The 26735-nt window shown below is 66.9% G+C and carries 26 protein-coding genes; 15 read left to right on the top strand and 11 right to left on the bottom strand.

The window, feature by feature from the left end:
* Positions 1-302 precede the first annotated feature (302 nt).
* Both ACLIIZ_RS15800 and ACLIIZ_RS15795 read right to left on the bottom strand, forming a co-directional pair.
* A complete protein-coding gene (locus tag ACLIIZ_RS15800) occupies positions 303-1361 on the bottom strand; it encodes an ATP-binding protein (RefSeq protein ID WP_416693723.1) in 1059 nt (352 codons plus the stop codon).
* Positions 1358-2083, bottom strand: a complete 726-nt coding sequence (locus tag ACLIIZ_RS15795) for a response regulator (protein WP_416693720.1) — start codon at positions 2081-2083, stop codon at positions 1358-1360. The genes ACLIIZ_RS15800 and ACLIIZ_RS15795 overlap by 4 nt, the downstream gene beginning before the upstream one ends.
* A gap of 139 nt (positions 2084-2222) precedes the next feature.
* On the opposite strand from ACLIIZ_RS15795, the gene ACLIIZ_RS15790 reads away from it, so the two are divergent.
* Genes ACLIIZ_RS15790 through ACLIIZ_RS15780 form a run of 3 tightly spaced genes read left to right on the top strand, consistent with a single transcriptional unit; the run spans position 2223 to position 7973 of the window.
* A complete protein-coding gene (locus ACLIIZ_RS15790) occupies positions 2223-3356 on the top strand; it encodes an efflux RND transporter periplasmic adaptor subunit (protein WP_416693718.1) in 1134 nt (377 codons plus the stop codon).
* 16 nt (positions 3357-3372) lie between these two features.
* Positions 3373-6510: a multidrug efflux RND transporter permease subunit gene (locus tag ACLIIZ_RS15785; protein WP_416693716.1), complete on the top strand. Its 3138-nt coding sequence runs from the start codon at positions 3373-3375 to the stop codon at positions 6508-6510.
* Positions 6507-7973, top strand: coding sequence for an efflux transporter outer membrane subunit (locus ACLIIZ_RS15780; RefSeq protein WP_416693714.1), 1467 nt, complete (start codon positions 6507-6509; stop codon positions 7971-7973). The genes ACLIIZ_RS15785 and ACLIIZ_RS15780 overlap by 4 nt, the downstream gene beginning before the upstream one ends.
* Positions 7974-8060: 87 nt before the next feature.
* Here ACLIIZ_RS15780 and ACLIIZ_RS15775 read toward each other — a convergent pair whose 3' ends face one another.
* Both ACLIIZ_RS15775 and ACLIIZ_RS15770 read right to left on the bottom strand, forming a co-directional pair.
* Entirely contained in the window at positions 8061-8702 is a 642-nt protein-coding gene (locus ACLIIZ_RS15775) for a hypothetical protein (protein WP_416693712.1), read from the bottom strand.
* Complete coding sequence (locus ACLIIZ_RS15770) at positions 8699-9262, bottom strand: pesticin C-terminus-like muramidase (RefSeq protein WP_416693711.1); 564 nt, start codon at positions 9260-9262, stop codon at positions 8699-8701. Before ACLIIZ_RS15770 ends, ACLIIZ_RS15775 begins: the two co-directional genes overlap by 4 nt.
* 229 nt (positions 9263-9491) lie before the next feature.
* Here ACLIIZ_RS15770 and ACLIIZ_RS15765 point away from each other — a divergent pair, with 229 nt between their 5' ends.
* Genes ACLIIZ_RS15765 through ACLIIZ_RS15755 form a run of 3 tightly spaced genes read left to right on the top strand, consistent with a single transcriptional unit; the run spans position 9492 to position 11440 of the window.
* Positions 9492-9842 carry a hypothetical protein gene (locus tag ACLIIZ_RS15765; RefSeq protein WP_416693709.1) on the top strand — a complete coding sequence of 117 codons (351 nt, stop codon included), beginning with the start codon at positions 9492-9494 and terminating at the stop codon, positions 9840-9842.
* A 13-nt stretch (positions 9843-9855) separates the two neighbouring features.
* Positions 9856-10791, top strand: a complete 936-nt coding sequence (locus ACLIIZ_RS15760; protein ID WP_416693708.1) for a GlxA family transcriptional regulator — start codon at positions 9856-9858, stop codon at positions 10789-10791.
* 1 nt (position 10792) lies between these two features.
* Entirely contained in the window at positions 10793-11440 is a 648-nt protein-coding gene (locus ACLIIZ_RS15755) for a hypothetical protein (protein WP_416693706.1), read from the top strand.
* 10 nt (positions 11441-11450) lie between these two features.
* Here the strand turns inward: ACLIIZ_RS15755 and ACLIIZ_RS15750 are convergent, their stop codons facing one another.
* The 7 genes from ACLIIZ_RS15750 to nifL all read right to left on the bottom strand — a co-directional run bounded on the left by ACLIIZ_RS15750 (position 11451) and on the right by nifL (position 17763).
* On the bottom strand, positions 11451-11756 hold the full coding sequence (locus ACLIIZ_RS15750) for a hypothetical protein (RefSeq protein ID WP_416693704.1): 306 nt from the start codon (positions 11754-11756) through the stop codon (positions 11451-11453).
* Positions 11753-12286, bottom strand: a complete 534-nt coding sequence (locus ACLIIZ_RS15745; RefSeq protein WP_416693703.1) for a flavodoxin — start codon at positions 12284-12286, stop codon at positions 11753-11755. Before ACLIIZ_RS15745 ends, ACLIIZ_RS15750 begins: the two co-directional genes overlap by 4 nt.
* A 2-nt stretch (positions 12287-12288) precedes the next feature.
* Positions 12289-12558, bottom strand: coding sequence for a nitrogen fixation protein NifZ (locus ACLIIZ_RS15740; protein ID WP_416693702.1), 270 nt, complete (start codon positions 12556-12558; stop codon positions 12289-12291).
* A 4-nt stretch (positions 12559-12562) separates the two neighbouring features.
* Positions 12563-12892 (bottom strand): (2Fe-2S) ferredoxin domain-containing protein, encoded by a 330-nt coding sequence (locus ACLIIZ_RS15735; protein ID WP_416693701.1) that lies wholly within the window; start codon positions 12890-12892, stop codon positions 12563-12565.
* Positions 12893-13017: 125 nt separating this feature from the next.
* Positions 13018-14487 carry a methyl-accepting chemotaxis protein gene (locus ACLIIZ_RS15730; protein WP_416693699.1) on the bottom strand — a complete coding sequence of 490 codons (1470 nt, stop codon included), beginning with the start codon at positions 14485-14487 and terminating at the stop codon, positions 13018-13020.
* A gap of 100 nt (positions 14488-14587) precedes the next feature.
* Positions 14588-16222, bottom strand: coding sequence for a nif-specific transcriptional activator NifA (gene nifA / locus ACLIIZ_RS15725; protein ID WP_416693697.1), 1635 nt, complete (start codon positions 16220-16222; stop codon positions 14588-14590).
* Between the two features lie 8 nt (positions 16223-16230).
* Positions 16231-17763 carry a nitrogen fixation negative regulator NifL gene (gene nifL / locus ACLIIZ_RS15720; protein ID WP_374327195.1) on the bottom strand — a complete coding sequence of 511 codons (1533 nt, stop codon included), beginning with the start codon at positions 17761-17763 and terminating at the stop codon, positions 16231-16233.
* A gap of 273 nt (positions 17764-18036) precedes the next feature.
* On the opposite strand from nifL, the gene rsxA reads away from it, so the two are divergent.
* The 9 genes from rsxA to ACLIIZ_RS15675 all read left to right on the top strand — a co-directional run bounded on the left by rsxA (position 18037) and on the right by ACLIIZ_RS15675 (position 26729).
* A complete protein-coding gene (gene rsxA, locus ACLIIZ_RS15715; RefSeq protein WP_416693694.1) occupies positions 18037-18615 on the top strand; it encodes an electron transport complex subunit RsxA in 579 nt (192 codons plus the stop codon).
* Between the two features lie 14 nt (positions 18616-18629).
* Positions 18630-19157, top strand: a complete 528-nt coding sequence (locus ACLIIZ_RS15710; protein ID WP_416693692.1) for an RnfABCDGE type electron transport complex subunit B — start codon at positions 18630-18632, stop codon at positions 19155-19157.
* Between the two features lie 20 nt (positions 19158-19177).
* Positions 19178-20713 (top strand): electron transport complex subunit RsxC, encoded by a 1536-nt coding sequence (gene rsxC / locus ACLIIZ_RS15705; RefSeq protein ID WP_416693691.1) that lies wholly within the window; start codon positions 19178-19180, stop codon positions 20711-20713.
* Positions 20714-21488: 775 nt separating this feature from the next.
* Complete coding sequence (locus tag ACLIIZ_RS15700) at positions 21489-22574, top strand: RnfABCDGE type electron transport complex subunit D (protein ID WP_416693690.1); 1086 nt, start codon at positions 21489-21491, stop codon at positions 22572-22574.
* A 1-nt stretch (position 22575) separates the two neighbouring features.
* A complete protein-coding gene (gene rsxG, locus ACLIIZ_RS15695; RefSeq protein ID WP_416693689.1) occupies positions 22576-23193 on the top strand; it encodes an electron transport complex subunit RsxG in 618 nt (205 codons plus the stop codon).
* Entirely contained in the window at positions 23190-23864 is a 675-nt protein-coding gene (locus ACLIIZ_RS15690) for an electron transport complex subunit E (protein WP_416693688.1), read from the top strand. Before rsxG ends, ACLIIZ_RS15690 begins: the two co-directional genes overlap by 4 nt.
* Before the next feature lie 11 nt (positions 23865-23875).
* Positions 23876-24151, top strand: coding sequence for an RnfH family protein (locus tag ACLIIZ_RS15685; RefSeq protein WP_416693686.1), 276 nt, complete (start codon positions 23876-23878; stop codon positions 24149-24151).
* Between the two features lie 120 nt (positions 24152-24271).
* Positions 24272-25588, top strand: a complete 1317-nt coding sequence (locus ACLIIZ_RS15680) for a putative Na+/H+ antiporter (protein ID WP_416693685.1) — start codon at positions 24272-24274, stop codon at positions 25586-25588.
* A 154-nt stretch (positions 25589-25742) separates the two neighbouring features.
* A complete protein-coding gene (locus ACLIIZ_RS15675) occupies positions 25743-26729 on the top strand; it encodes a ComEA family DNA-binding protein (RefSeq protein ID WP_416693682.1) in 987 nt (328 codons plus the stop codon).
* Positions 26730-26735 lie beyond the last annotated feature (6 nt).

The following is a 26735-nucleotide window of genomic DNA, read 5'->3' as shown; positions in this document are numbered from 1 at the left end:
CGCGTTTTTGCCGCATTGAGATTGAAAAAACCGACGCAACCTCAGCAACTTTCTCTCTTGTAGTACACGTTTTTGAACTGCGGTTCATATGAAACAACAACTTACGCGTTTAACTGTCGAACTCGGGAGTTCTCGAACATTGTGTAGGCACGATATCTGCCCGCTGGAAAGGACGTCCGGTCCACAGAGAGCCAGAGCCAACTTTCGCTTCGGGTCGATTCGAGTTAGTTAAATGCCCCCGGTTCAGTAGCTAGGCACGCGCGACTTCGTAAAACCCGGGGATTCCCGTCACCCCTTGGGTTTTACCCCGGCCAGGCGATCACGAAGATGCTGCCGCCCTGATCCGAGGTCTGGCAGTACGCCTGGCCGCCATGCGCCTCGGCGATGGCCTTGACCACTGCCAGGCCGAGGCCGCTGCCGCCCGTCTTGTTCGAACGTGAGGGATCGCCGCGTCGGAAGGCTTCGAAGACGCTGGCGGCGAGTTCGGCCGGCAGGCCTGGTCCCTGATCCTCGACGCTGAGCTGGCAGAGCTCACCGGCTTGTTCGAGGCGCACGGTCAGGCGGCCGGGGGTGGCGTGCTGCAAGGCGTTTTCGAGCAGGGCCATGAGCGCCTGGCGGATGCGCACCGGGTCGCAATCGACCTGCAGGCTGGCGTCGATTGCCGGGTGCAGCGTGAATCCCTGGGCGCTGAGGCGGGGCGAGAAGACCTGCAGCACGCTGTCCAGCTCTTCGGCCAGCGGGTGCCGGCCGCGCTGCAGTTCGAGGTGGCCGCTTTCCTTGAGGCTGAGGACGCGCAGATCCTCGATCAGGCGGTTGAGGCCTTCGACCTGGCGCAACAAACCGTCGAACAACTGGCTGCTTGGCGAGAAAACGCCGTCGACCAGCCCTTGCAGGCGGCCGCGCAGGATGGTGACCGGCGTGCGCAGTTCGTGGGCGATGGCGGCGTTCCAGAACTCGCGTTCGCTGCTCATGCCTTGCAGCCGTTCGGCCATGGTGTTGAAGTCGCTGACCAGTTGCGCGGTTTCGCCCTGGGCTTGCGCATCCATGACGGCGCGGGCGTCGAGCTTGCCCTGCGCGACTTCGCGCAGGCTGTGGGCGACCGAGTTGAGCGGCGTCAGGATGCGCCGCGACAGGCGGATGGCGACGAAGACCGCCATCGCCAGCGCGGCGACGACGGTGCACACGATCCACACCGTTTCGACCTGCGAGGGAATCCAGGTGTCGGAGATGCTGCCCGGCAGATAGGCCAGGGCCAGCGCATAGAAGGCGTAGGAGCCGAAGACCGAGATCAGGATGATGCCCAGCGCCATCACCACCAGCGACTGGATGAGCTGCCGGCGCAGGCTGTGCGAGGGGGTCATGCGTCGCCACCGAAGCGGTAGCCGACGCCCCAGACGCTGGCCGGGACGCCGTCGATGCCCAGCGCCTCCAGTTTCTTGCGCAGCTTGCTGACATGGCTGTCGACGGTGCGCTCCTGGGTGTCGCCCTCGGGCAGGCAGTTGGCCAGCAGTTCGCCGCGGCTGAACACGCGCTTGGGCGCGCGCATCAGGCAGGCGAGCAGCTTGAACTCGGTCAGCGTGAGGTCGAGCAGTTGCTGCTGGCCGTCGCGGTCCACGCTGGCCTCGTGGCTTTCCGGGTCGATCTGGAAGGGGCCGACCCGCAGCATTTGCGTGGCGCTGGCCGGCGCCGCCCGGCTGCGTCGCAGCACCGCCTGCACCCGCGCCACCACTTCGGCCGGGTTGAAGGGCTTGACCACGTAATCGTCGGCGCCCAGGCGCAGGCCCATCAGCTTGTCGATGTCCTGGTCGAGCGCGGTCAGCATGATCACCGGCGTGTCGCCACGGGTGCGGATTTCGCCGAGAACCTGCCAGCCGTCGAGCTGCGGCATCTGCACGTCGAGCAGCAGCAAATCCGGCTTGAGCGCCCGGTGCATGGCCAGGACTTCCCGACCGTCGCCGGCATGGCGGGTGCGCAGCCCGCTGCGCTGCAGGTAGGCGCTGAGGATTTCGGCGATCTCGGGTTCGTCTTCGGCAATCAGGACGAGCGCCTGGGCCGGGGCGGCGGGTGGGGGGGATTCGGACATGGGCGCATCTTATCGCCGCCTCCACATTTTCTCCAAAAAGCCTCGAAACCGCCTCGACAGCTGTGCGCCAGACTCGTCCTCCGGTCGTATTTCTACCGCCTCCGGGCGGCAATAGGCAATTGACGAGGTCAGGTTTGGCATGGGTTCCATAAAAGGTTTTGCGCGCATCCTGTTTGCCGGGGCGCTCCTGCTCGGGGTGGCCGCTTGCGGCCCGGCGGTTGAAGACAAAGCGCCCAACGCGCCGCTTCAGGTATCGGTGATGACCCTCGAAGCACAGGCATTGACCGTCAGCGAGGATCTGCCGGGGCGCGTGGCGGCTTTGCGCAGCGCCGAGGTGCGCGCCCAGGTCGGCGGTATCGTGCAGCACCGCCGCTTCGAGCAAGGCAGCGAAGTCAAGGCCGGCAGCGTGTTGTTCCAGATCAATCCGGCGCCGTTCGCGGCCGAAGCCGACAGTGCCGCCGCCGCCTTGCAGCGGAGCGAGGCGGCGCATACGCGGGCCGCAATCCAGGTTGACCGGATGGCCCCGCTGATGCGGGCCGAGGCGGTCAGCCGCCAGGCTTACGACGACGCGGTAGCGCTGCGCGACCAGGCGGCGGCCGAACTGGCCCAGGCCAAGGCAACGCTGGCGCGCCGACGTCTGGACCTGAGGTTTGCCAGCGTCGAGGCACCGATCTCCGGACGGGTCGATCAGGCGCTGGTCAGCGAAGGTGCGCTGGTGGCGCCGGGCGATGCTTCGCCAATGGCGAGAATCCAGCAGATCGACCAGGTCTATGTCGATGTCCGCCAGTCGGCGGCGGCGCTGGAATCCCTGCGCCAGCAGGCCGAGCCGACCGCTTCTGCACTGGCCGTGGACATTCTGGACGGCGAAGGAAAGCCCATGGAACTGAGCGGGCGCATCCTGTTTTCCGGGATCGAGGTGGACGCCGGAACCGGCGACGTACTGCTGCGGGTCCTGGTCGACAACCCGCAGCATCGCTTGCTGCCCGGCATGTTTGTCCGGGCCCGCGTCAGACGCGCGCACTATCCGGCGGCCTTGAGCGTGCCGCAGCAGGCGGTGCAGCGCCGGGGAAACCAGGCCAGCGTCTGGGTGGTCGATATGCGCGGCCTTGCGCAGCAGCGGGCGATCGAGCTGGGCGAACTGGTCGGGCGCCGCTACCGCGTAGTCTCCGGGCTGAGCGCCGGGCAGCAGGTGGTGATCGAAGGGATCGAACGCCTCAGTCCGGATGCACCGGTCGTCACCCGTGCCTGGCAGCCCGCTGCCGCCGGTCACTGAGTCGGGAGCGCCCGCCATGCCGCAGTTTTTCATCAAGCGCCCGGTGTTCGCCTGGGTGATCGCCCTGTTCATCGTGCTCGCCGGCGTGATCGCCATCCCGCAACTGCCGATTGCCCGTTACCCCTCGGTGGCGCCGCCATCGGTCAGCCTTTACGCCAGTTATCCGGGCGCCACGCCGCAGACGCTCAACGACTCGGTGGTGACCCTGGTCGAACGCGAACTGTCGGGGGTCAAGAATCTGCTGTACTTCGAATCCTCGGTCGATACCTCGGGCAGCGCGCAGATCACCGCCACCTTCAAACCGGGCACCGACCCCGAGCTGGCCCAGGTGGACGTGCAGAACCGCATCAAGTCGGTCGAGCCGCGCCTGCCGCAGGCGGTCAGGCAGAACGGCCTGCAGGTCGAGTCGGCGGCGTCCGGCTTCCTGATGATGGTCGGCATGACTTCGCCCGGTGGCCAGTTCGACGAAGTCGCGCTGAACGACTATCTGGCGCGCAATGTCGTCCAGGAACTGCGTCGTATCGAAGGGGTCGGCCGCGTGCAAGTGTTCGGCGCCGAGCAGGCCATGCGGGTCTGGGTCGATCCGGACAAGCTCACCGCCTATAGCCTGACGATGAACGACCTGGCGCTGGCCATCGAGCAGCAGAACGTGCAGATTGCCCCGGGCCGGATCGGCGACGAGCCGGCCTTGCCCGGGCAGCGCCTGACCGTGCCGCTGACCGTCCAGGGGCAACTGACGACGCCGGCGCAGTTCGCCGCCATCGTTCTGCGTGCCGGAGCCGATGGGTCGAAGGTGCTGCTCGGCGACGTGGCGCGGGTCGAACTGGGCGCCCAGTCCTACGCCTTTGCCAACCGCGAGAACGGCGTGCCGGCGACCAGTGCCGCCATCCAGCTGGCGCCGGGCGGCAACGCGGTACGCACCGCCGCTGCCGTGCGTGCACGCCTGGCGGAACTGGCGGCGAACCTGCCGGCGGGCATGGCCTACTCGGTGCCGTTCGATACCGCGCCCTTCGTCAAGCTGTCGATCGAGAAGGTCATCTACACGCTGTTGGAAGCCATGCTGCTGGTTTTCCTGGTGATGTACCTGTTCCTGCAGAACCTGCGTTACACGCTGATTCCGGCCATCGTCGCGCCGATCGCGCTGCTCGGCACCTTCGCGCTGATGCTGGTGGCCGGGTTTTCGATCAACTCCCTGACCATGTTCGGCATGGTGCTGGCCATCGGCATCATCGTCGACGATGCCATCGTCGTGGTGGAGAACGTCGAACGGCTGATGGCCAGCCACGGACTCTCGCCGCGCGAAGCGACGGTGCAGGCGATGCGGGAGATCACCGGCGCGGTGATCGGCATCACCCTGGTGCTGACCGCCGTGTTCATTCCCATGGCCTTCGCCAGCGGATCGGTCGGCGTGATCTACCAGCAGTTCGCGCTGGCGATGGCGGTGTCGATCCTGTTCTCGGCGCTGCTCGCCTTGAGCCTGACGCCGGCGCTATGCGCCACCCTGTTGCGCCCGGTCGCCCCCGATCATCACCACAAGCGCGGTTTCTTCGGCGCTTTCAACCGCGCCTTCGAACGCTTCAGCGCCGGCTACAGCGAGCGGGTCAGGCGCCTGCTCGGGCGTAGCGGCCGGATGATGGCGGCGTTCGCGGTGATCTGCGCCTTGCTGACGCTTGCCGTCTGGCAGTTGCCGTCGTCCTTCCTGCCCGAGGAGGATCAGGGGTACTTCATGACCTCGATCCAGTTGCCGACCGGCGCCACCAGCGAACGGACGCTGGACGTGGTCAAGGCCTTCGAGGCGCATGTCGCGACGCGCCCGGCGCTGGACGTGAACCTGGTGGTGCAGGGCTTCAGCTTCTCGGGCTCCGGCCCCAATGCGGCGATGGCCTTCACCATGCTCAAGGACTGGGGGCAGCGCAACGGCGCCAGCGCGAGCGAAGAGGCGGCGCTCGCCCAGCAGGCGATGGCCGACAATGTCGAAGGCACGGTGATGAGCCTGATGCCGCCGGCCATCGACGAGTTGGGCACTTCCTCCGGTTTCACCTTCTATCTGCAGGATCGGGCCAATCGGGGCGAAGCGGCGCTGCTGGCGGCGCAGGCCCGCCTGCTGGCGCTCGCCGCCGGAAGCAAGGCAGTCAGCGACGTCTATCCCGACGGCTTGCCGCCCGGCGCCAGCATCCGCCTGCAGATCGACCGCCAGAAGGCCGAGGCCATGGGGCTTTCCTTCGCCGCCGTGAGCAATACGCTGTCGGCGGCCATGGGGTCGCTGTACGTCAATGATTTTCCCAACGCCGGGCGCATGCAGCAGGTCATCCTCCAGGCCGACGCGCCGGCGCGCATGCAGCTCGACGATGTGCTCGCCCTGCGCGTGCGCAACGCCGGCGGCGGCATGGTCGCGCTGCGCGAGGTGGTGAGGGCTGAGTGGACCGAGTCGCCGCAGCAGATGATGCGCTTTCAGGGGTTTCCGGCGGTACGTATCGCCGGGAGCGCGGCACCCGGGGTTTCCAGCGGCGCCGCGATGGACGAGATGGAGCGTCTGGCGGCGCAGTTGCCGCCGGGGTTTGCCGTCGCCTGGACCGGGCAATCGCTGCAGGAGCGCCAGTCGGCGGCGCAGGCGCCGTTGCTGATGCTGCTTTCGGCGCTGGTCGTTTTCCTGGTCCTGGCGGCGCTCTACGAGAGTTGGTCGATTCCGCTGTCGGTGCTGCTGGTGGTGCCGCTCGGGCTGCTCGGCGCGGTACTCGCGGTGATCCTGCGCGGCATGCCCAACGACGTGTTCTTCAAGGTCGGCATGGTTACCATCATCGGCCTGTCGGCGAAGAATGCCATTCTCATCGTCGAGTTCGCCCGCCAGTTGCACGCCGAGGGGCGAACGCTGGTCGACGCCGCAGTGACGGCGGCGCGTCTGCGCCTGCGTCCGATCCTGATGACCTCGCTGGCGTTCACCCTCGGCGTCCTGCCGCTGATGCTGGCCAGAGGCGCCAGCGCGGAATCCCAGCATGCCATCGGTACCGGCGTGTTCGGCGGCATGCTCAGCGGTACTTTGCTGGCGGTGTTCTTCGTCCCGGCATTTTTCGTCTTCGTCATCGGCACGCTGGAACGCATTGCCGCATGGCGCGCGCAACGCGGCGTCATCGCGCCGACCGGGGAAAACCTATGATGCGCCTGCTCCTGAGCCTTCCCCTGATCGGCGGTCTCGCTGCCTGCTCGCTGACGCCCTTGCTGAAGCTGCCGCCGCCGCCCGTGCCGGCGAATTTCCCGCTGTCGACGAAGCCTGCCGCGTCGGCCGTGCCGGCCAGCCAACTCGGCTGGCGCGCGATGTTCGGCGATCCGCGTCTGCAACGGCTGATCGAGCTGGCCCTGCAGCACAATCGCGATCTGCGCCTGGCCGCGCTCAACGTCCAGGCGGCAAAGGAAATGGCGAACGTCCAGCGCGCCGGACTGTTGCCCGCCGTCGGCCTGGCCGCGACGCAGACGCGCGAGCGGGCCCTGGCAACCGACGGCGGCGGCCGTACGACCCGCTCGGTGAGCCGGCAGGCCGAAGTGAATGTCGCGGTCAGCGCTTTCGAACTCGATCTCTTCGGCCGCGTGCGGGCGCAGTCCGATGCGGCGCTGGCGCGCTACCTGGCGAGCGAACATGGGCGCGATGCGGTGTACATCGCCCTGGTCGGCGCGGTTGCCGAGGCTTATTTCGCGCAGCAGCTGGCCGTCGAGCAACGGCAGCTGGCGGAACGCATGCTGGCCGATTGGCAACAATCGCTGGCCCTGGCCCGCCTGCTCAAGCAGGCCGAACAGAGCAGCAGCCTCGATGTCGCCCAGGCCGAGGCCCAGGCGGCGCTGGCCGAAGCCGAGCTGGAAGCGCGCCGGCGCGCTGAGGCACAAGCGGCGAACGCGCTGCAGTTGCTGGTCGGCGGCGAACTGCCCGGCGACTTGCCGGCCGCCCTGCCGCTCGCCGGGCAGCCGGTGATCGCCCGGCTGCCGGCCGGCTTGCCGTCGGATCTGCTATTGACCCGGCCCGATCTACGCCAGGCCGAACAGATGCTGGTGGCGGCCAATGCCGATATCGGCGCGGCGCGGGCCGCGTTCTTTCCGCAGATCTCGCTGACCGCATCCTTCGGTTACGCCAGCAGCGCGCTCGGCGGCCTGTTCGCACCCGGCCACCAGGTCTGGCGTTTCGCCCCGCAACTGTCGCAGCCGCTGTTCCAGGGCGGCCGTTTGCGCGCCGAACTGCGCCTGGCCGAGGTCCGCAAGTCCGAGGCCGTCGCCCAGTACGAACGCGCCATCCAGAACGCCTTCCGCGAAGTCGCCGATGCCCTCGCCGGCATCGCCACCTTCGACCGCCAGATCGCCGCGCAGCAACGGGCGCAGGACGCCGCCGAACGCCGCCTGGCCTTGTCCCGGCAACGTTACCAGGCCGGCTTCGACGGCCGTCTCGAACTGCTCGACGCGCAACGCCAGTTCGACACCGCGCGGCAGGCAATGCTGGCGCTGCGCCACGAGGAAATCGCCAACCGGGTGGCGCTCTACAAATCCCTCGGCGGCGGCCTGGGCGCCCACGCGGGGGGAAGCGACGCCTCCGTCGCAACGCCCGCAGCACTCAATCCGGGTGCTGGGGCGTCATGATGTCTGGTACGGCGATTGGTGCAGCTTGCCGGCTACGGGCTGCCAGGAGGATTTCTCGTTGGCAGACTGATGCGCGGCGTAACCGGATCAAGGCGCAGCTATCGCCGCGATCAGTCCCCGGGACGTACTCACCGGCAGGCGCAGCGTCGCGTAGCCGCGATAGTTGCCAGCCTTGGCCTCGTCGCTGAACCAGACCAGCCATTCGCGTCCGCCGTCGGCGGCGACGATGTCGGCGATGACCTCGAAGCGGTAGCGCCAGTCTTCGGTCTCCAGCGTCACCGCGTGCGTTTCGATCTGCGGCACGGCGTCGCCGATGGCGGCGAGCGTGAACTTCTCGCCCAGGCGCGGTCGCAGCGACGACGGGAAGCTGCGCAGGTCCAGGCGCTGCAGCAGTTCGCGGCCGTAGGACGGCGGCAGCGCCGCCGCCGGCGCCAGCGCCTTGGCCTGGTCGAGCTGGGCCAGCGCGTCGCACACCAGGTAGGCCTGGGCGATAGCGCGATTGTTGACCGCTTCGTCGATCGTGCCGCTGCCTCGCTCGGCCAGGTAGCCGTGACAATCGCGCACCGTGCGGCCGTTGGCGAAGCGCAGCGGCGGCCGGACGGCGCTCATCGTCTGCGCCTCGTTCGCCCAGGCCTGGCGCAGGCCGGCGTTGAAGATTTCGCGCTCGCCGGGCTTGCCCGGCACGGCGGTGCAGGCGGCAACGAGGAGGAGAGGGAGGAGGCGCTTCACTTGACGATTTTCTCCAGCAGGGTGGCTTCCAGTCCGCGCCGCGTCGGGTAGGCGTCGCCGAAGGCTCGCAGCAGTTTGACCGCTTCGGCCCAGTCCTGGCTACTGACGGCTTTCCAGAATTTCGGCGTCTTGGCGCTGAGGTCGCCGTACTGGAAGGATACCGAGGCAATGACGGTTTGTGCTTCGGGCGGCAGCGAATAGAAGTCGGTTTTCGCGGTGTTGTCGATGGCGGCCGCGTAGCGGCGCTTCAGCTTATCGACTTCCTTGGCCTTCACCGCCTTGTCGATCTCGGTCGCCTCCGCCGCCGAGATGGTCAGGCTCTTGGCGCTCAGCGCATCGCTCGCCGCCTTGGCGGTCTTGCCGAGATAAGGCTTGAGTTTGGTGACCAGGTCGGCGGACAGGCCGAGGTTGTTCAAGTCCGATTCGTTGCGCTGGCCAAGGTCGAAACCCGTCGCCACCGTCACGCCGCTCTTGCTCACCTCGCTCGCCGGAACGTAGGCCTCCGTAACGCTGCCGCCTTCGCGATCGCTGATGAATTTGTAGTCAATCTGGTTTGCCATGGCTTGTCCTCGTCTCGGTGAGCTTGAATTGATTGCTCGCTATTCTAGGTTGAAGCCATCGGCATATGACAAAAAGTTTTTCCGATGAGGGGCACGGCGCATGTCTGCACAGCATGGTTGAACGTCCTTCGTGTCCGATTCCGTCCGCTTCGGGTCCCGTTCCGGTCTGTCGCGCGTTCCGGCAGCCGCCTAAGCTTCGTCTCCAGGGAAACCGTCACGGGAGACGATCATGGAACGCGAAGTCCTGTTGTTGTTGCCGTTGCCAGCCGGTGTCGATGGCGATTCGCCGCTGTTGCGGCTGGTGTTCGAGCGCTGGTGGCAGGGCGCGGCGGCGGTGGCGCTGGGTGCTGCCGAGGGCTGGCCGGTGCCGGTCGAGCGTACTTTCACCGGCGTTGGCGTGCCGCTGGCGCTGCGCTTCTGGTTGTGGCGGCGGCGGGGGGGCCGGGTGATCGTGGCCGGCGTCGGCGCTGCCGGGTTGGTGGCCGAATTGCGCCGCCTGGGGTACGCCGCCGAACTACCCGGTAGTGCTTCGTGCGACACTGGCGCGGCGGACGCGCCGGGTTTGCTGCGTCCGGCCTGATCGGGAGTTTTCCATGGACATGCTGTTCATCCTGCATCCGCAACACACGGCCTTCGATTTCGCCGGGCCGGCCGAGGTCATCCACATGGCGGCGCAGGCCGGCGCGCCGTTCCGCCTGTGCGTGGCCGGGCCGCAAGCCGAGTGCGTCAATTCGCTGGGCGTCGTCAATCGCGTTGATCCGCTACCGGAAACGCTGGCCGACGGGACGCTGGTCTTCCTGCTCGGCACCGAGGACGAACCGCGCGATTACGCGACGCCGGCGGCGCGGGCGATCATCGACTGGCTACACGCGCAGTTCGACCCGGCCCGCCACCGGCTCGCCTGCATCTGCTCGGGCGCCTTGCTGGCGGCGCGTGCCGGCCTGCTCGACGGTCGCCGGTGCACGACGCACCACGCGTTGATCGGCATGCTGCGCGACTGGGCGCCGCGCGCGCAGGTGCTGGAGAACCGGATGTTCGTCGAGGACGGATCGGTGTTCACCTCGGCCGGCATCGCCGGCGGCGTCGACCTGGCGCTGGCCATCGTCGAACGCTTTGCCGGCGGTTTGCTGGCGACGCAGGTGGCGCGGCGCATGGTGATCTACCTGCGGCGCACCGGCGCCGACCCGCAGCTGTCGCCCTGGCTGGCCCATCGCAACCACCTGCATCCGGCGGTGCACAAGGCGCAGGACCTGATCGCCCGCGATCCGGCGGCGGATGTTTCGGTCGGCGAGATCGCGGCGCAGGTGCATGTCAGCCCGCGGCATTTGAGCCGGCTGTTCCGCAACGAGGCCGGGATCGGCCTTCTTGACTACCGCCACGGCCTGCGCGTCGAGCTGGCGCGCCAGCTGATTGCCCAGGGGCAGAGCGTCGAGTGCGCCGCCGAGGGCGCCGGCTTCGCCTCGGCGCGCGACCTGCGCCGGGTGTGGAAACAGCATGCACCGGGAACGCCGGGGCAGGGGGGCGGCTGAGATGGCCGACCATCCTTACAAGCGCACGCCGCTGCCGGCCGCGCCCAAGCCTCGCCTGGGGGCGATTCTCGCTTGTCTGGCGACAGCACTGGCCGGTCCGTTGATCGGTTTTGCCGTGGTCGGCCAGGTCAGCGAGGCTGGCCTGCTGCTCGGCCTCGGGCTGAGCCTGCTGCCGCTGGCCGGACTGGCGGTGCTGGTCCGCCAATACCATCGGCGTCTGCGTCGTCTGCCGCCGGCGCTGGCAGCGGAATGGATGCAGGGCAAGCTGGTGGCGGCGGCGGGCGGACCCGTGGTGACGGCACCCTGGCGCTACGCCTGCGGCAAGAACTGGATCGAGCTACGCAGCGACGGCGTGCTGGTGTCGCGCCATGCGCTGCTCGCCTTGCCCGGTGTCGCGGAGGCGATGGGCCGCTTGTGGATGGCCGGCGAAATCGGCGAATTCTTCATCGAATGGGCGGCGCTGGGCGAATGGTCGGTGTGCGACGAAAGTGATGGTCCCGATACCTACCGGGTTTCCGTGCGGGACGGTGGCTGGGTGCATCTGCGCCGCTTTCGTGGCGAAGCTGCTGGCGAGGTCGCACTGCTCGATGCGGTGCGCAGCATCGGCGGCTTGCCGGTCCGGGTGCTGGCCGAGGTGGCCGACGACTGAGCCGCCGGTGTCAGGCGTCGAAGTGCAGCGCCAGGCTGCTCAGCGCCTTGGGTAGCGGCAGGTTCTCCTCTGCTTCGAGGATGCCGGGTACCGGGTGCGGGTATTCGAAGAAGACGCCGTAAGTGCCGGGGCGCTGGCCGTGCAGGTAGATGTGGGCGCGCAGGTTGGCGAGTTCGCGGTGGCGCAGGGTGACGATGTCGGGGTCGGCGCCATTGTCGGGGGCAATGTCGCAGGCTTCGCCGAACTGCTCGTCGAGGCTGACCAGCAGGCGGCGCAGGGAACGGCTCTTGGGTAGCGACCAGGGATTGGTATTCATCGCAGCAGCTCCGGTTTGATCTGTTCCAGCCAGGTGTCGATGCGGCTTTCGCTGAGGCTGGCTTGCCCGTGCTGGTCGAGCGCCAGGCCGCGGAAGTGGTCGCCGTCGACCGCCCGCGATGCCGTGAACTCGTAGCCGGCGACCGGCCAGTGGCCGACGACGCGGGCGCCGCGGGCGACGAAGGCGTCGTGCAGGATGCCGATCGCGTCGACGAATTCGTTCGGGTACTTCTGCTGGTCGCCGAGGCCGAAGATGGCGATGGTCTTGCCGGCGAGATCGGCGTCGGCCAGTTGCGGCAGGAATTCTTCCCAGCTCGGTTGGCTCAGGCCGGTCGATCCGCCCGGCAGTTCGCCATCGCCCAAAGTCGGGCTGCCGACGATCAGGCGTTCGTAGGCGAGGAAGTCGGCGAGCGTGCTGCGCCCGATGTTGACCGGGGTTGCCGCCAGCTCGCCGAGCTTTCTGGCGATCTGCTTGGCCACCAGCCGGGTGCGGCCGGTGTCGGTGCCGAAGAAGATGCCGATTCCGCCCATGCTCAGGCGCTCACCGCGAGTTCCTGGGTCAGCTCTTCCGGCAGCACGCCGACCGGGTCGCCGAGGGCGCCGTCGGGGCCGTTCTCGAAGCGCACTAGGTAGATTTCCTGGTCCGGGTCGGCTTCGACGTGACCGAACTGCACCACCACGCCGCGCGAGCCGACGGCGGCGATCAGGCCTTCTTCCTCTTCGATGCCGGGCATGCCGCCGTCGTTGAGGATGTCGGTGGCGGCATAGACGAGGTCGCCGATTTCGTACTGGACGAGAGCCATGATGTCAGGCCCAGACGTCGGCGGGGGCCTTCAGGCGTTCGACCGGCTGGTCGAACATCAGGTCCTCGTCGATGATGGTGCCGACGTCGGACGGCTTGACGCCGACGTACATCGTGCCTTCCGGATAGACGATCACCGTCGGGCCGAGGTGGCAGGGGCCGAGGCAGCCGGTGTTGGTGAGCTGGAAGCCGGAGTTCCACAGGTTGCGGGCGGTGAACTCGTCGGAGAAGGCTTGCCAGGTGGCGGCGCAGCCCTTGTCCTGGCAGGAACCGCGCGGATGGCCGGCGGGACGGCCCTGGACGCAGACGAGTACGTGTTTCTTCGGTCTTGGCATGAGATTCTCCTTGTCGATGGAGAATCCTTAGCAAAGGTGATGCCAGTAATTAATGCTTTGTTTTCAGTGGATTGGCCTGCGTTGCTCTTGTCGGGTTCGCGACAAGAGCAACGCAGGCCAGGGTTTCAGCGGCTGCCGTGCTTCTCGTGGACCATCGCGTCGAGTGCGGCGATGACGCCGTCGCTGCCCGATTCGACGTGTTCGAAGGCGCCGTGCAGCTTCTCCTGGATCGCGTAGTCGGTCTCCCAGCCGCTGGCCAGCAGTTCCATCGCCCGGTGCATGCTCTGGTGCACCGTGCGGTGCGGGTCGCTGATGCGGCGGAAGCTGCCGAGTTTGCCGAAGATGGTGAGGGTTTCGTCCTGGCCCAGCCACTTGCCGAGGCGGCAGGACTGCTCGTTGACCTCGACCGCCCGGGCGTTGTCGGAGTCGAGGCCGTGGTTGATCGCCAGGTAGCCGTTCTGCTTGTAGATGAAGTGGTCGACCTTGGCCAGCGCCGCGAAGCTGACGTCGTGGATGTAGTGGATCTGCTCCAGCGCCTGCGACGAAGCGCCGGCGACACCGGCGAAGCGGGTGTCAAAATCGCCGATGGTGGCGCGCGATTCGGAAGCGATGTCGCGCATTTCGCCGGAGTTGGCGAGCATGCGCTCGGCATCGCCCTGCAGCGTCTGCATGACGCCGGAGATCGCGGTCGAGGCCTTGATCGTGTCTTCCGCCAGCTTGCGTACTTCGTCGGCGACGACGGCGAAGCCGCGACCGTGCTCGCCGGCACGGGCGGCTTCGATGGCGGCGTTGAGGGCGAGCAGGTTGGTCTGGTCGGCGATGCTGGCGATCAGCGTCACCGAACGGGCGATTTCCTCGCGGTGGGCGTTGAATTCGACGATCGCGTGACCGGTGTCCTCGATCTTGTCGACCAGGCGGTTCATCGCCGCGACGACGGCGGCAATCGCCGTGTTGCTTTCCTGTGCGGCGTCGGCGTTGGCGGTGGAAAGCCGGGTCAGGGCGTCGGTGGCGGCGACGATGCCGAGCATGTCGTTCTGGATCGTCCGCATGTTCTTCAACAGGTTTTCCTCGTTCAACTGGCCGAGGCGGGACAGCAGGTTGTTGCGCATTTCCTTGTGATAGTTGCGCAGCAGGATGGCGAGCGACTGGTTGCCCTGGTCGACCGCTTCGCGGAAGACGCCGCACAGGCCCTGGCTGTCGATCGCTTCGCCAAAACGGTTTTCGCTCGCCGCCTTGAGTGCGGCCCGTTGTTTGCCGAAGCAGCTTTCCATCTGGTCGAGCATGGCGTTGACGTTGTTGCACACCGTGCCCAGTTCGTCGCGCCGGTTGTTCGGCGGAATCCGCTTGCCGATGATGCCCTGGGCGATTTCGCCGGCGATGCGGGAAATATGGTTGAGCGGGTCGAGGGCGACGCGCAGCTTGTGCAGGTAGAAGAAGCCGCTACCGATGCCGAAGGCCATCAGGCAGGCGAACCACAGCCAGTCGATGGCGAGCCAGCCGTGGGTGGCCATGCCGATCAGGCCGGCGATGAAGAGGAGGGCGTTGAGAAAGACGACTTCGACGATGGCGCTGGTGATGAAGGGCGAACGCTGCATGAGGCTTTCCTGGCGGATGGAGGCGGAGACGGCGGGATTCTTGCCGGCGAATGTTACGGCAGGACGCGGCGGCCGTGCCAGCACGGCCGCGCCGGTGCGGTCAGAACTGTTTGACCTCGATGTTCAGCGTCTGGATGCGGTAGGCAATCTGCCGCGGTGTCATGCCCAGGATGCGTGCCGCCTTGGCCTGCACCCAGCCCGCCTGTTCGAGCGCGGCGATCACCCGCTCGCGTTCCGACAGCGAGGGATCGGCGAGGTCGACCTCTTCCGCCGGGGGCGCTGCCGGCGGCGCGCTGGCGAACGATGCCGGCCCGCCGTTGCGCAGCGGCCGCCCGGAGCTGCGCTCGCGGCTACTCGGGAAGCGGATCAGGTCGACGTCGATGCGGCCGTCTTCGGAGAGCACGGCGGCGCGTTCCAGGCAGTTCTCCAGTTCGCGCACGTTGCCCGGCCAGTCGTGGCTGGCCAGCCGACGCTGCGCCATGTCGGTCAGCGTCAGCTTGCGCTTCTGGTCGTTGCCGATCTTGCCCAGCAGGTGGCGGGCGATGTCCGGGATGTCCTCGATCCGCTCGCGCAGCGGCGGCAGGAAGAGCGGCATGACGTTGAGGCGGTAGAACAGATCCTCGCGGAAGTCGCCCATCTCGACAGCGGTTTCCAGATCGCGGTGGGTGGCGGCGATGATGCGCACGTCGACCTTGATCGTCTTGCTGCCGCCGACCCGCTCGAACTCGCCTTCCTGCAGGATGCGCAGCAGCTTGGCCTGGAAGGCGGCGGAAACTTCGCCGATTTCGTCGAGGAACAGGGTGCCGCCGTTGGCCTGCTCGAAACGGCCCTTGCGCGCTTCGACGGCGCCGGTGAAGGCGCCGCGCTCATGGCCGAAGAGTTCGGATTCGAGCAGGTTTTCCGGCAGCGCCGCGCAGTTGAGCTTGACCAGCATGTTGCGGGCGCGCGGCGAGTTGTAGTGGATGGCGTTGGCGATCAGTTCCTTGCCGGTGCCGGTTTCGCCGCGGATCAGCACGGTGGTGTTCCACTTGGCGACCATCCGGGCCTGGTCGAAGACCCGGCGCATCACCGCCGAATGGCCGACCATGCTGTCGAAGCCGTGCTGGTGGCGGACGGTGCGCCGCAGCAGGTCGCGTTCCTCGAGCAGCGAGGACTTTTCCTGGGCGACGTCCATCGCCAGGCGCAGGTTCTGGCCGATCAGGTTGGCGACCATTTCGACGAACTGGGCGCGTTCCTCGAGCAGCCCGTCTTCCGGCGCTTCCGGCTGGACCGCGAGAACGCCCTGCAGGTTGCCGCCGACCTTGATCGGCACGGCGATGAAGGGCAGTTCCGGCTCGTAGATGCGCATCCGGTTGAGGAAGCGCGGCTCGTCGGCGACGCGCATCAGCTTGATGCTGCGCGGCCGCTCCAGGATCAGGCCGATGATGCCTTCGCCCGGTCCGTACTGGGCGGTGTCGGCGTCCGGGCCGTCCGGGTTGTAGATGGTATGGACGGCGAGCTTGCCGCTTTCGGCATCGACGACGCCGATCAGGCCGCGCGTCAGCCCGGCTTCCTCGTGCAGCACGCGCAGCACTTCGCGCAGCGATTCGCGGAAGTTGAGCGACCGGCTCAGTTCCCGGCTCACCGCATAGAGCGCGGAAAGGAGCAGGATGTTGAGTTCGTGCGTGCGGCAGAAGCCGCCTTCCGGGGGGCAGTCGTCGGCGTTGTGGATGGTGTGGTGTTCCTGCATGCTCATGGTCCTGATCAGATCGGGTCGCCGTCGACGCGGAATTCGACGATGGCGGCGCAGCCGCCGCTCGGGCTCTCGTCGAGATCGATGATGCCGCCGTGGTCGGCGACCACCTGCTGGGCGCGCGACAGGCCGGTGCCGATGTGCTTGCCGCTGCCGTTCTTGGCCGTGAAGAAGGGTTCGAAAGCCTTGTGCCGCCACTCCATCGGGATGCCGGGGCCGCTGTCGAGGACCGAGACGCGGATGCAGTCGTCGATCACCTCGCTCTTGATCTGCAACTCGCGGCGCGGCCAGCCCTTGACGTTCATCGCTTCGATCGCGTTCTCGACCAGCGCCTTGAACAGCATGCGCAGTTGCAGCGGTCGCCCGGGCAGCGGCGGCAGCACTGCCGACGGCTGCCAGTCGACGGTGATGCCGGCCTTGAGCAGGCGCGCCGTACACACTTCGAGAACGTCGCGCAGGATTTCGTTGAGATTGACCCGCACCACCATTTCCTGCGGGCTCTGCGGAATCACCTGGCGCAGCGACTCGACGTGTTCGCGGCTGGTTTCCAGCACATGGCGCAGCATCTCGGCGCTGCCCGGGTCGCGCCGCTGCAGCACGGCGATCGCCGACGCCATCACGTTGAGCGGTTCCTCGAGGCGGAAGACGGCGGCCGACAGGCCCTCGCGGATCGCCGCCGTGCGTTCCTCGTCGGCCAGCGAGGCCTTCAAAGCGGCGCCCTTGGCGCGCTCCTGTTCCTCGCGCAGGTTGGTGATGTCGGAAATCACCAGCAGCAGGCCGGGCTGGCCGGCGGCGCAGAAATAGCTGTCGGCGCAGTCGTTGTGCATCTCGATCGCCGAGGCGCTGACCGACAGCCAGCGGGCGCGGCCGACCGGGCTGTCGAGGCGCATCTCGCGGTTGGTGAATTCGCAGCGCCGGATGTCGCCGGCCAGCGCCTCGTACCATTCCGGCGCCAGCGCATCGAGCAGGCGGTGCGCCGGTTCCTTGGCGCGCATGTCGGTGACCAGCTTCTTGTATTCCTGGTTGTCGAGGACGACGCGGCCGGCCGGGTCGAGCAGCGCGAAGGCGACCGGTGCCGCATCGACCACCGATTCGATCAGGTGCTTGTGGTTGCGTAGCGAACGCTCAAGCCGGTGTAGTTCGGTGACGTCGCGGTGCATGCCGAGGAAGTGGGTGATTTCGCCAGCGGCGTTGTGCACCGGCGTGATCGACACTTCAGCAAGGTAGGTGCCGCCGCACTTGCGCTTGTTGAGCAGCTTGCCCGACCACGGCTGGTGCGCCTGCAGCGCGGTCCACATTTCCTGGTAGAGCTCGCGCGGCGTGGTGTGGTTGGAAAGCACCGATTCGTTGAGGCCGACGATTTCCTCGGCGCTGTAGCCGGTGATCCGGCTGAAGCTGTCGTTGGCGTAAAGGATGCGTGCCTTCGGGTCGGTGATCGAGATCGCCAGATCGGCCTGGCTGACCGCCTGGCGATAGACGTCGGGCGGCAGGAGATCCTTCAGGTCCTGAAGGCTGGGCGTCTCGGGTTGAGTCTGGGCCGGCATGGGGTACTCCGCAGGGGCGTCAAAAACGATGCGGTGTTTAAAGCAGGTTTCGTGCCGCACCCTGCGGATTTTCTGAAATGCACGGTTTGGCGGGGCTTGGGCGGGAATTCGACAATTTTCCTGTGGGCTTTGCGACAAAGTGTTGCGGAGAAAACGCACCACTTTGGTGTGCGCTCTGGAAAATGGGCACGGAATGGCCCGCCCAGGGCCTTGGCGATGGATGGCACGGCTTATGCAGTACTGGCGGTGATCTTCCTTTCGAGACTTCCGTCCATGAGCGAAATCCTCTTATTGCTGCTCTCCACCGCGCTGGTCAATAACGTGGTGCTGATCAAGTTCCTCGGCCTCTGCCCGGTGATGGGCGTCTCGAAGAGCGTGGACAGCGCCTTCGGCATGGGCCTGGCGACGACCTTCGTCCTGGTGCTCGCCAGCGCCGCTTCGTGGATGCTCGACAACTGGTTGCTGCAGCCGCTTGGCCTCGGCTACCTGCGCATCCTTTGCTTCATCCTGGTGATCGCCTCGGTCGTGCAATTCACCGAGATGTTCATCAAGAAGTCGAGTCCTGGCCTCTACCAGTCGCTCGGCATCTACCTGCCGCTGATCACCACCAACTGCGCCGTCCTTGGCGTTGCGCTGCTCAACGTGCAGCAGCAGTTCAGCCTGTTCAAGAGCCTGCTCTACGGCTTCGGTTCGGCGCTCGGCTTCACGCTGGTGCTGCTCATCTTCGCCGGCCTGCGCGAACGCGTCGCGCTGGCCCGGGTACCCGCCGCCTTCGCCGGGGCGCCGGTCGCCTTCGTCACGATCAGCCTGCTGGCCCTGGCCTTCATGGGCTTTTCCGGCCTCAACGTCTGAAAAGGAGGAATCCGATGATCGCCGCCATCCTCAGCCTGACCCTGCTCGGCGCCGCGCTCGGTGTCGTGCTCGGCCTTGCCAACCGCGTCCTCAAGGTCGAGGGCAATCCCGTCGTCGAAGAACTGATCGCCATGATGCCCGGCTCGAACTGCGGCCAGTGCGGCTTCCCGGGTTGCCCCGGGGCGGCCGAGGCGATCGTCGCCGGCACGGCGCCGCCGACCTGCTGCCCGCCCGGCGGCAAGGCGTTGGCTTCGGCGATTGCCGCCAAGCTCGGCATCACCGTCGATCTTTCGGCGCTCGGCGACGACGGTCCGAAGATCGCCGTCGTCGCAGAAGAACTCTGTATCGGCTGTTGCCGCTGCTCCAAGGTGTGCCCGACCGACGCCATCATCGGCGCCGCCAAGCAGGTACATAACGTCTTCCGCGAGGCCTGCACCGGTTGCTCGGCCTGCGTCGAGAAATGTCCGACCGAGGCGCTGCTCATGAAGCCGGTCCCGGTCACCCTGCAGCATTGGGTGATGCCCAAGCCGCTGACTGCGTGAGAGCGAAAACCATGGGCTTCATGAATCTGTTCAAGCATGTCCTCGGCGACGACTGGGGCGTCCATCCGGAAGATCACAAGCGGCCGGCGGCCGATCGCCCGGTGCGCACGATGCCGGTGCCGGCCAGGCTCTTCCTGCCGCTGCAGCAGCATCTCGGGGCGCCAGCGCGGCCGGTCGTGCTGGTCGGCCAGAAAGTGAAGAAGGGCGAGCTGATCGCCGAGGCGCAGGGCATGATCTCGGCGCCGCTGCACGCGCCGACCTCGGGCAGCATCGCCGCCGTCACCGAAATCACCGCGCCGCACCCCTCCGGTCTGAGCCTGCAGGCGATCATTCTCGAAGCCGACGGCCTTGACGAATGGGGCGAGCTGCACGGCTGCGCCGATCCCTTCGCGCTGGACCCGGCGGAAATCGGCAAGCGGGTCGCCGCCGCCGGCGTCGTCGGCCTGGGCGGTGCCGCCTTCCCGTCAGCGGTCAAGCTCAACGGCGCCTCGCGTTCCAAGGTGACGACGCTGATCATGAACGGCGGCGAGTGCGAACCCTACCTGTCCTGCGACGACCGCCAGATGCGCGACCATGCGGCGGCCATCGTCGACGGTATCCGCATCATGCTCCACGCCACCGGCGCCGCTGTCGCCCTGGTCGGCATCGAGGACAACAAGCCGGAAGCCATCGCCGCCATGCGGGCCGCCGCCGCCGGTGTCGACAAGGTCGAAATCCGGCCGGTGCCGGCGCGCTACCCGATGGGCTCGGAAAAACAGCTGGTGCAGGTGCTGACCGGCAAGGAAGTGCCGGCCGACGGCCGCACCTTCGACATCGGCGTCATCGTCCATAACGTCGGCACCGCGCTCGCCGTGCGCGCCGCGATCCGCGAAGGCAAGCCGCTGATCTCGCGCCTGCTGACGGTCAACGGCAACTGCGCCAGCGAACCGGGCAACATCGAGGTGCGCATCGGCACCCTGGCCGAGGAAGTGCTGGCCTTCGCCGGCGGCTTGAAGGGCGACGGCCTCGGCCTCGCCCGCCGGGTGCTCGGCGGGCCGATGATGGGCATGCAGATTCCGCACTGGCGGGTGCCGGTGGTCAAGGGCAGCAGCGGCATCCTGGCGCTCGACGCCGACGAGGTCGTGGCCCGCGACCCGAACCCGTGCATCCGCTGCGGCTCCTGCGTCAAGGCCTGCCCGATGGGGCTGCTGCCGCTCGAAATGAGCGCCCGCATCCGCAGCGAAGCCTACGACGAAGCGGTCGCCTACGGTCTCAAGGACTGCATCGCCTGCGGCTGCTGCGCCTACGTCTGCCCGTCGCAGATCCCGCTGGTCCAGTACTTCGTCCATGCCAAGGGCGAACTCGCCGCCCAGGATCGCAGCAAGCTACGCAACGACGCGACCAAGAAACTCGCCCTGCAACGCCAGGAACGCCTCGAGCGCGAAGCCCGCGAACGGGCGGAAGCCGCGGCCAAGCGCAAGGCCGAACGGGAAGCCGCGGCGGCGGCCAAGGCAGCGGCCGAAGCCGCGACCAAGGCGGCGTCGGCTTCGGCAGCCGAGGGGCAGGGGGTGGTATGAGATTGGGGGCTTGCGCCTGGCTTGAGTTGGCGGATTCCGCTGCTGAGCGGTGGGCGGCTTTGGTTTCGGAGGCGCCTGTTTCCGCGCCTGACGCGCGGGCGTGCTTGGTTGTTGAACCGCTGGGTTCCGCCGCTGACCGGCGGGCGTACTTTCTTTTTTGTGGAAAAAAGAAAGTAGCCAAAGAAAAAGCCACCCCAGGTTACGCGGTCGGCTGCGTCGACTCCCCTGCGCTACTCGAAGGGCCGGGCGGCTGCGCAACTCGGCCCTGCGGGCCTCAGACAGTGCTCGCCGACTTCCCCCGGCCCTTCTCCGTTGCTCGGCGCTCCACATGGGGGCCCCAAAAGGCGTCTCTGCTGAATGGCCAAGGTTTAAAACATGACTCTCTCAGCAGCGCTCGGTTTGCCGGGCCCCTTGGGAGGCGCCGAGCAACGCAGGCGTTGGCGGGAAAAGGGCGAGCACTGTCTGAGGGGCAAAGCCCCGAGTTGCGCAGCCCCCGCCAACGGCGAGTAGCGCAGGGCACCCGCGCAGCGGGCGCCGACCTAGGGTCGCCTTCTTCTTTGGCTACTTTCTTCTTGGCGAAGCAAGAAGAAAGTACGCCCGCCGGTCAACGGCGGAACCCAGCGGTTAATCAACCAAACACGCCCGCGCGTCAGGCGCGCAACCCAGCGGTCAATCAACCCAAGATGCCCGCCCGTCCGGCGCGGAAAACAGCGGTTCAGCAAGCAGATTCGCAAGCAACTCCCGAATACCAAGCACCCCAACGAGGAACCCCCTCATGACTCCCCTCTCCATCACCACCCAGCCCGTGGCTTCGCCTCATGCTCACGGCGGCAATTCGGTCGGCCGGACGATGTTGCGCGTCCAGTTCGCGCTGGTGCCGGCAACCTTGTACGGTTTCTGGCTCTACGGCTGGCCGTCGTTCTTCCTGTGGTTGCTGACCATCCTCTCCTGCGTCGGTTTCGAGGCGCTGTCGCTCAAGCTGGCCGGCAATGTACGTATCCGGCGCACGCTGTTCGACGGTTCGGCGGTGCTCACCGGCTGGCTGCTGGCGATGACGCTGCCGCCCTGGGCGCCGTGGTGGGTGGCGGTGGTCGGCGGGTTCATCGCCATCGTCATCGGCAAGCAGGTGTTCGGCGGGGTCGGCCAGAATGTCTTCAACCCGGCGATGGTCGCCCGCGTCGCGCTGCTCGTCTCCTTCCCGTTGCCGCTGACGCAGTGGGTGTTGCCGGAAGCGATGGCGACGACGGTGCCGCCGGATTTCATCGCCGGGCTGCGCATCTTCCTGACCAGTCTGCCGGTGCCCGACGCGATGACCAGCGCCACCTTGCTCGGTCATACCAAGACTGAGCTGGCGCGCGGCAGCGATCTGCTGCACGCGCTGGGCAACGCCCCGGCGATGTCCTGGGTCGGCTTGCGCGCCGGCAGTTTCGGCGAGTCGGCGGCGCTCCTGCTGCTGGCTGGCGGCCTCTACCTGCTGGTCACCCGCGTCATCACCTGGCATGCGCCGCTCGGCGTCTTCCTCGGCGTCGCGTTGCCGGCGGCGCTGGCACACGGCGTCGATCCGGCGCGTTTTCTGGCGCCCGAGGCGCATCTGCTGTCCGGGGCGCTGGTGCTCGGCGCCTTCTTCATCGCCACCGATTACGTCACGTCGCCGAACACGGCGACGGGGCAATTGATCTTCGGCCTCGGCGTCGGCTTCCTGACCTGGGTGATCCGCAGCTTTGGCGGTTACCCGGAGGGGATGGCCTTCGCCGTGCTGCTGATGAACGCGCTGACGCCGGTCATCGACCGCTTCGTCAAGCCGCGCGTCCTCGGTCGCGACCGCAAGGGCCGGCCGCTCGACATTCCGGAGAACGCCTGACATGAATTTCGATACCCTGCGCGACAAACTGGCTTATCAGCCGATCCTGCTCGGCACCATCGCGCTGCTCGCCAGCGCCTCCCTGGCAGCGGTCTCCGGCCAGACCGGACCAGCGATTGCCGCCGCCGAAGCGAAGGATCTGCGCGATTCGCTGTCGGAAGTGCTGCCGGCCGGGCTGGCCGACAACGACTTCCTCAAGGACACGGTCGAACTCGAGCGGGACGGCAAGACCGTCACCGTCTATCGCGCCCGCCATGGCAGCGAGCTGAAGGCGGCGCTGTTCAAGGTGGCGGAACGCGGCTACGGCGGCGAGATCCAGATCCTGATGGCGGTCGACGCCGACGGTCGCATGCTCGGCGTGCGCATCCTCAAGCACAGCGAGACGCCCGGCCTGGGCGACAAGATCGAGGTGAAGAAGGACGACTGGGTGCTCGACTTCAACGGCAAGTCGCTGGGCGATCCGGCGCCGGAGAAGTGGGGCGTCAAGAAGGATAACGGGGTCTTCGACCAGTTTGCCGGCGCTACCATCACGCCGCGCGCGGTGGTCAAGGCGGTCAAGGGCGGGCTCGAGTTCTACGCCGCCCGCAAGCAGGACATCACGGCCGGGAGCGGATCATGAGCGACAACAACTACGGAACCATCGTCAAGGACGGCCTCTGGGAGCAGAACGTCGTCTTCGCCCAGATGCTGGCGCTGTGCCCGACCATGGCGGTGACCACCAGCGGCACCAACGGCCTGGGCATGGGGCTGGCGACGACGGCGGTGCTGGTGGTGTCCAACATCCTGGTCTCGATCATCCGCAAGACGGTCAGCGACCAGGTGCGAATCCCGGTCTTCGTCGTCCTGATTGCAACCTTGGTGACCATCGTCGACCTGGCGATGAATGCCTGGGTGCATGAGCTGTACAAGGTGCTCGGCCTGTTCATCGCGTTGATCGTCGTCAATTGCGCCATCCTCGGCCGGGCCGAAGCCTACGCGGTGAAGAACGGCGTGCTGGCGAGCGCCGTCGATGGCTTGGCGATGGGCATCGGTTTCACCGGCGCGCTGACACTGATCGGCCTGGTGCGCGAGTTTCTCGGCAGCGGCACGCTGTTCGCGCAGGCCTCGCAACTGCTCGGCCCGGCCTTTGCCTTCCTCGAAGTGCAGGTGCCCGGTTACGGCGGCGCGCTGCTGATGATCCTGCCGCCCGGGGGCTTCGCCGTGCTCGGCTTCATGCTGGCCGGCAAGCGCATCATCGATCAGAAACTGGCCGCGCGCGCCCAGGCGGCCGCCACGCCGGCCACCGCTTAAGGAGAATCGCCATGCAGATCGGCGTTGCCTATTCCGAACCCGGCCAGCAAATCTGGCTCAACATCGAAGTGCCCGACAGCGCGACGATCCGCGAGGCGATCGAGCGCTCCGGCATTCTCAAGCAGTTTCCACAGATCGATCTCGACGTGCAGAAGGTCGGCGTTTTCGGCAAGTTGTCCAAGCTCGACAGCGCGCTGCGCCCCGGTGACCGCGTCGAGATCTACCGGGCCATCATCTGCGATCCGGCGACCGTGCCGCGCAAGGACGCCGACGACGATGAGGAATGAATTGCCGTAAATGCGTTTTGAACTGTTGAAAACTTGAGTCGGGCAGTCGACAATACATCCGGTTTTCCTAATATTTCCTGGTCGCCATCCACCATGCTACGTTTTCTCGCGCTGTCCCTGTTGTCTCTGCCTGCCCTGGCCTTCGCCAGTTCCGAAATCGCGCCACCCGCTGCTGCCGGCGGCGGGATTGGTGCCCCGGAAATCGTCGCCACGGTGATCTTCGCGATCGCCGTGCTGCACACCTTCTCCACCAAATTCTTCGCTCATCTCGCCCACATCAATCCCCGCCATGCCGGGCTCTGGCACCTGCTCGCCGAGGTCGAGGTGGTGTTCGGTTTCTGGGCTTTCGTCCTGATCGCCTCGCTGTTCCTGTTGTCCGGGCAGAATGCCGCGGTGCATTACCTGGAAGGGCGCAATTTCACCGAGCCGATGTTCGTCTTCGTGATCATGGTGATGGCCGCCAGCCGGCCGATCCTGGTCGCCGTCGCGGCGCTGATCCAGCAGGCGGCGGCGATGATCCCGATGAACCGGGCGCTATCCACCTATTTCCTGTGCATGGCGGTGGTGCCGATGCTCGGCTCCTTCATCACGGAACCGGCGGCGATGACGCTGGCGGCGCTGATGCTGCGCGACCGTTTCTTCCAGCAAGGGCTGTCGACCCGCCTCAAGTACGCGACCATCGGCGTCCTCTTCGTCAACGTCTCGATCGGCGGCACGCTGACCCACTTCGCGGCGCCGCCGGTGCTGATGGTCGCCGCCAAGTGGCAATGGGACACCCTGTTCATGATTTCCCATTTCGGCTGGAAATCCGCCGTCGCCGTCTTCGCCAACGCCGCTGTGCTGACCTGGATGTTCCGCCAGGAACTTTCCGGCAAGGGCGCGCTCGGTGGCAAAAGCGGCTCAGTGGTGCCGGTGGCGGTGACTTCGGTGCACGTCATCTTCCTCGTCGGCGTCGTCCTCTTTGCCCACCATGCCGTGGTCTTCATGGGCCTGTTCCTTTTCTTCCTCGGCTACACCGAAGCCTACAAGCGGCACCAGGAGCGGCTGATCCTGCGCGAAGGCCTGATGGTCGCCTTCTTCCTCGCCGGCCTGGTGGTCCTCGGTGGCTTGCAGCAATGGTGGCTGCAGGCGGCGCTGACCGGGGTCGAGCCGACCGTGCTCTACTTCCTGGCCACCGCGCTGACCGCGGTGACCGACAACGCCGCCTTGACCTACCTGGCCTCGCTGGTTGACGGCGTGTCGATGGAGTTCAAGTACGCGATCGTCGCCGGCGCGGTGACCGGCGGTGGCCTGACGGTCATCGCCAACGCGCCGAACCCGGCCGGCGTCGCCATCCTCAAGGGCTATTTCGACGACGAGTCGATCAGTTTCGTCGGCCTCTTCCTGGCCGCCTTCCCGCCGACCTGCATGGCAATCTTCGCCTTCCAGGCGCTGTGAATCCGGATGGCCGGGAAACCGGCCATCTGTCGTTTTTGCGACAAGCGAGGTTTTTTGGATGCACCTTCATTGTGCATAAAAAATCGCCTTAAGCGATTGATTGATTTAAATATTTTGCGGTCTATAATGCGCGGCCTTTTTCCCGGAGAAGACCGTGTCCGCAACCTCGTCCCCGGCTACCGCCCTCGGTGCCAACCATGGCTATCGCTTCGCTGGCGATAGCGTCCATCTCAACGCCGAAGTCACGCTCGCCGCCAGCGATCTGCAGGATGGCAGCACCTGGTCGCTGCAACTGTGGGCGAGCGGCGCCGGATTTGCCGAGCGCGCACCGGCCGGCGTCAAGGTCGGCGAATTTCCGCTGCAGCCGTTGCCCGGCTGTTTCAATGTCGATGCCTGCGTTGCTGCCTTGCCGCCGGCCGGACACGACGCCTTCACGATGGCGCTGATGCTGGTTTCCGGTGACACCGATGGTGGCGTCGAGGTCCGCGACCTGGCGATCTATCCGACGCCCCAGTACTTCGTCCAGCCGACGCTGGGCGGCGCGCTCGACTGCCGGATCGCCGATGGGCTCGCCGAGATCGTCATCGAAAGCATCGCCAACCCGCGTGCCGCCGACAATCTCAGCGGCACGCTGGCGCTCGAAGTGTGGGCGCTGGACAGCCCCTACGCCGGTGGCGCCTGGACCGGCACGCCGGTGGCCAGCCTGGTCCTCGGTCAATTGGCCGGCGGTGAGGCCTGGTCGGATTGCCGCTACACGGTGCCGGCGGTCGACCCGGCCGGCGCGGCGCTGACCGTGATGCTGCGCGAATGGACGGCAAGCGGCTACCTGACGCGCGATTACCGCAACCTGCCGTTGGTCGCAGCGGTGGCATCCGCCGCTGTGGCACCAGCGCCGACCGCCTCGCCTGCCAAGCCGGCGGCGAAGAAGGCAGCGAAAGCGCCGGCTGTCGCGGCGCAGGCCGCCACGGTCTCGGTCAACGCGGCGAGCGTCGAAGAACTGGCAGCGCTCAAGGGGCTCAGCCGCGCCGTCGCGGCGGCCATCGTCGCCGGCCGTCCTTACGCCTCGGTCGCCGAGCTGCTGCGGGTCAAGGGGCTCGGCCCCAAGCTGCTGGAAAAGCTCGGCGCCAGCCTGCGCGTCTGAGCAAGC

The sequence above is a fragment of the Azonexus caeni genome (genome assembly GCF_048146105.1).
GTDB classification, from domain to species: domain Bacteria; phylum Pseudomonadota; class Gammaproteobacteria; order Burkholderiales; family Rhodocyclaceae; genus Azonexus; species Azonexus aromaticus_B.
The sequence above is the reverse complement of the archived record's forward strand: the minus strand, read 5'-3'. Positions and strand labels throughout refer to the sequence as shown.

What these genes read in the sequence shown, in the direction of transcription:
- ACLIIZ_RS15710 (WP_416693692.1), top strand. Translation starts at nt 18,630, where the DNA reads ATGATCGCCGCCATCCTCAGCCTGACCCTGCTCGGCGCCGCGCTCGGT.
- nifA (WP_416693697.1), bottom strand. Translation starts at nt 16,222, where the DNA reads ATGAGCATGCAGGAACACCACACCATCCACAACGCCGACGACTGCCCC.
- ACLIIZ_RS15750 (WP_416693704.1), bottom strand. Translation starts at nt 11,756, where the DNA reads ATGAATACCAATCCCTGGTCGCTACCCAAGAGCCGTTCCCTGCGCCGC.
- ACLIIZ_RS15780 (WP_416693714.1), top strand. Translation starts at nt 6,507, where the DNA reads ATGATGCGCCTGCTCCTGAGCCTTCCCCTGATCGGCGGTCTCGCTGCC.
- ACLIIZ_RS15740 (WP_416693702.1), bottom strand. Translation starts at nt 12,558, where the DNA reads ATGGCTCTCGTCCAGTACGAAATCGGCGACCTCGTCTATGCCGCCACC.
- ACLIIZ_RS15690 (WP_416693688.1), top strand. Translation starts at nt 23,190, where the DNA reads ATGAGCGACAACAACTACGGAACCATCGTCAAGGACGGCCTCTGGGAG.
- ACLIIZ_RS15730 (WP_416693699.1), bottom strand. Translation starts at nt 14,487, where the DNA reads ATGCAGCGTTCGCCCTTCATCACCAGCGCCATCGTCGAAGTCGTCTTT.
- ACLIIZ_RS15745 (WP_416693703.1), bottom strand. Translation starts at nt 12,286, where the DNA reads ATGGGCGGAATCGGCATCTTCTTCGGCACCGACACCGGCCGCACCCGG.
- ACLIIZ_RS15795 (WP_416693720.1), bottom strand. Translation starts at nt 2,083, where the DNA reads ATGTCCGAATCCCCCCCACCCGCCGCCCCGGCCCAGGCGCTCGTCCTG.
- rsxA (WP_416693694.1), top strand. Translation starts at nt 18,037, where the DNA reads ATGAGCGAAATCCTCTTATTGCTGCTCTCCACCGCGCTGGTCAATAAC.
- ACLIIZ_RS15760 (WP_416693708.1), top strand. Translation starts at nt 9,856, where the DNA reads ATGGACATGCTGTTCATCCTGCATCCGCAACACACGGCCTTCGATTTC.
- ACLIIZ_RS15755 (WP_416693706.1), top strand. Translation starts at nt 10,793, where the DNA reads ATGGCCGACCATCCTTACAAGCGCACGCCGCTGCCGGCCGCGCCCAAG.
- rsxC (WP_416693691.1), top strand. Translation starts at nt 19,178, where the DNA reads ATGAATCTGTTCAAGCATGTCCTCGGCGACGACTGGGGCGTCCATCCG.
- ACLIIZ_RS15735 (WP_416693701.1), bottom strand. Translation starts at nt 12,892, where the DNA reads ATGCCAAGACCGAAGAAACACGTACTCGTCTGCGTCCAGGGCCGTCCC.
- ACLIIZ_RS15800 (WP_416693723.1), bottom strand. Translation starts at nt 1,361, where the DNA reads ATGACCCCCTCGCACAGCCTGCGCCGGCAGCTCATCCAGTCGCTGGTG.
- ACLIIZ_RS15770 (WP_416693711.1), bottom strand. Translation starts at nt 9,262, where the DNA reads ATGGCAAACCAGATTGACTACAAATTCATCAGCGATCGCGAAGGCGGC.
- rsxG (WP_416693689.1), top strand. Translation starts at nt 22,576, where the DNA reads ATGAATTTCGATACCCTGCGCGACAAACTGGCTTATCAGCCGATCCTG.
- ACLIIZ_RS15765 (WP_416693709.1), top strand. Translation starts at nt 9,492, where the DNA reads ATGGAACGCGAAGTCCTGTTGTTGTTGCCGTTGCCAGCCGGTGTCGAT.
- ACLIIZ_RS15685 (WP_416693686.1), top strand. Translation starts at nt 23,876, where the DNA reads ATGCAGATCGGCGTTGCCTATTCCGAACCCGGCCAGCAAATCTGGCTC.
- ACLIIZ_RS15790 (WP_416693718.1), top strand. Translation starts at nt 2,223, where the DNA reads ATGGGTTCCATAAAAGGTTTTGCGCGCATCCTGTTTGCCGGGGCGCTC.
- ACLIIZ_RS15785 (WP_416693716.1), top strand. Translation starts at nt 3,373, where the DNA reads ATGCCGCAGTTTTTCATCAAGCGCCCGGTGTTCGCCTGGGTGATCGCC.
- nifL (WP_374327195.1), bottom strand. Translation starts at nt 17,763, where the DNA reads ATGCCGGCCCAGACTCAACCCGAGACGCCCAGCCTTCAGGACCTGAAG.
- ACLIIZ_RS15700 (WP_416693690.1), top strand. Translation starts at nt 21,489, where the DNA reads ATGACTCCCCTCTCCATCACCACCCAGCCCGTGGCTTCGCCTCATGCT.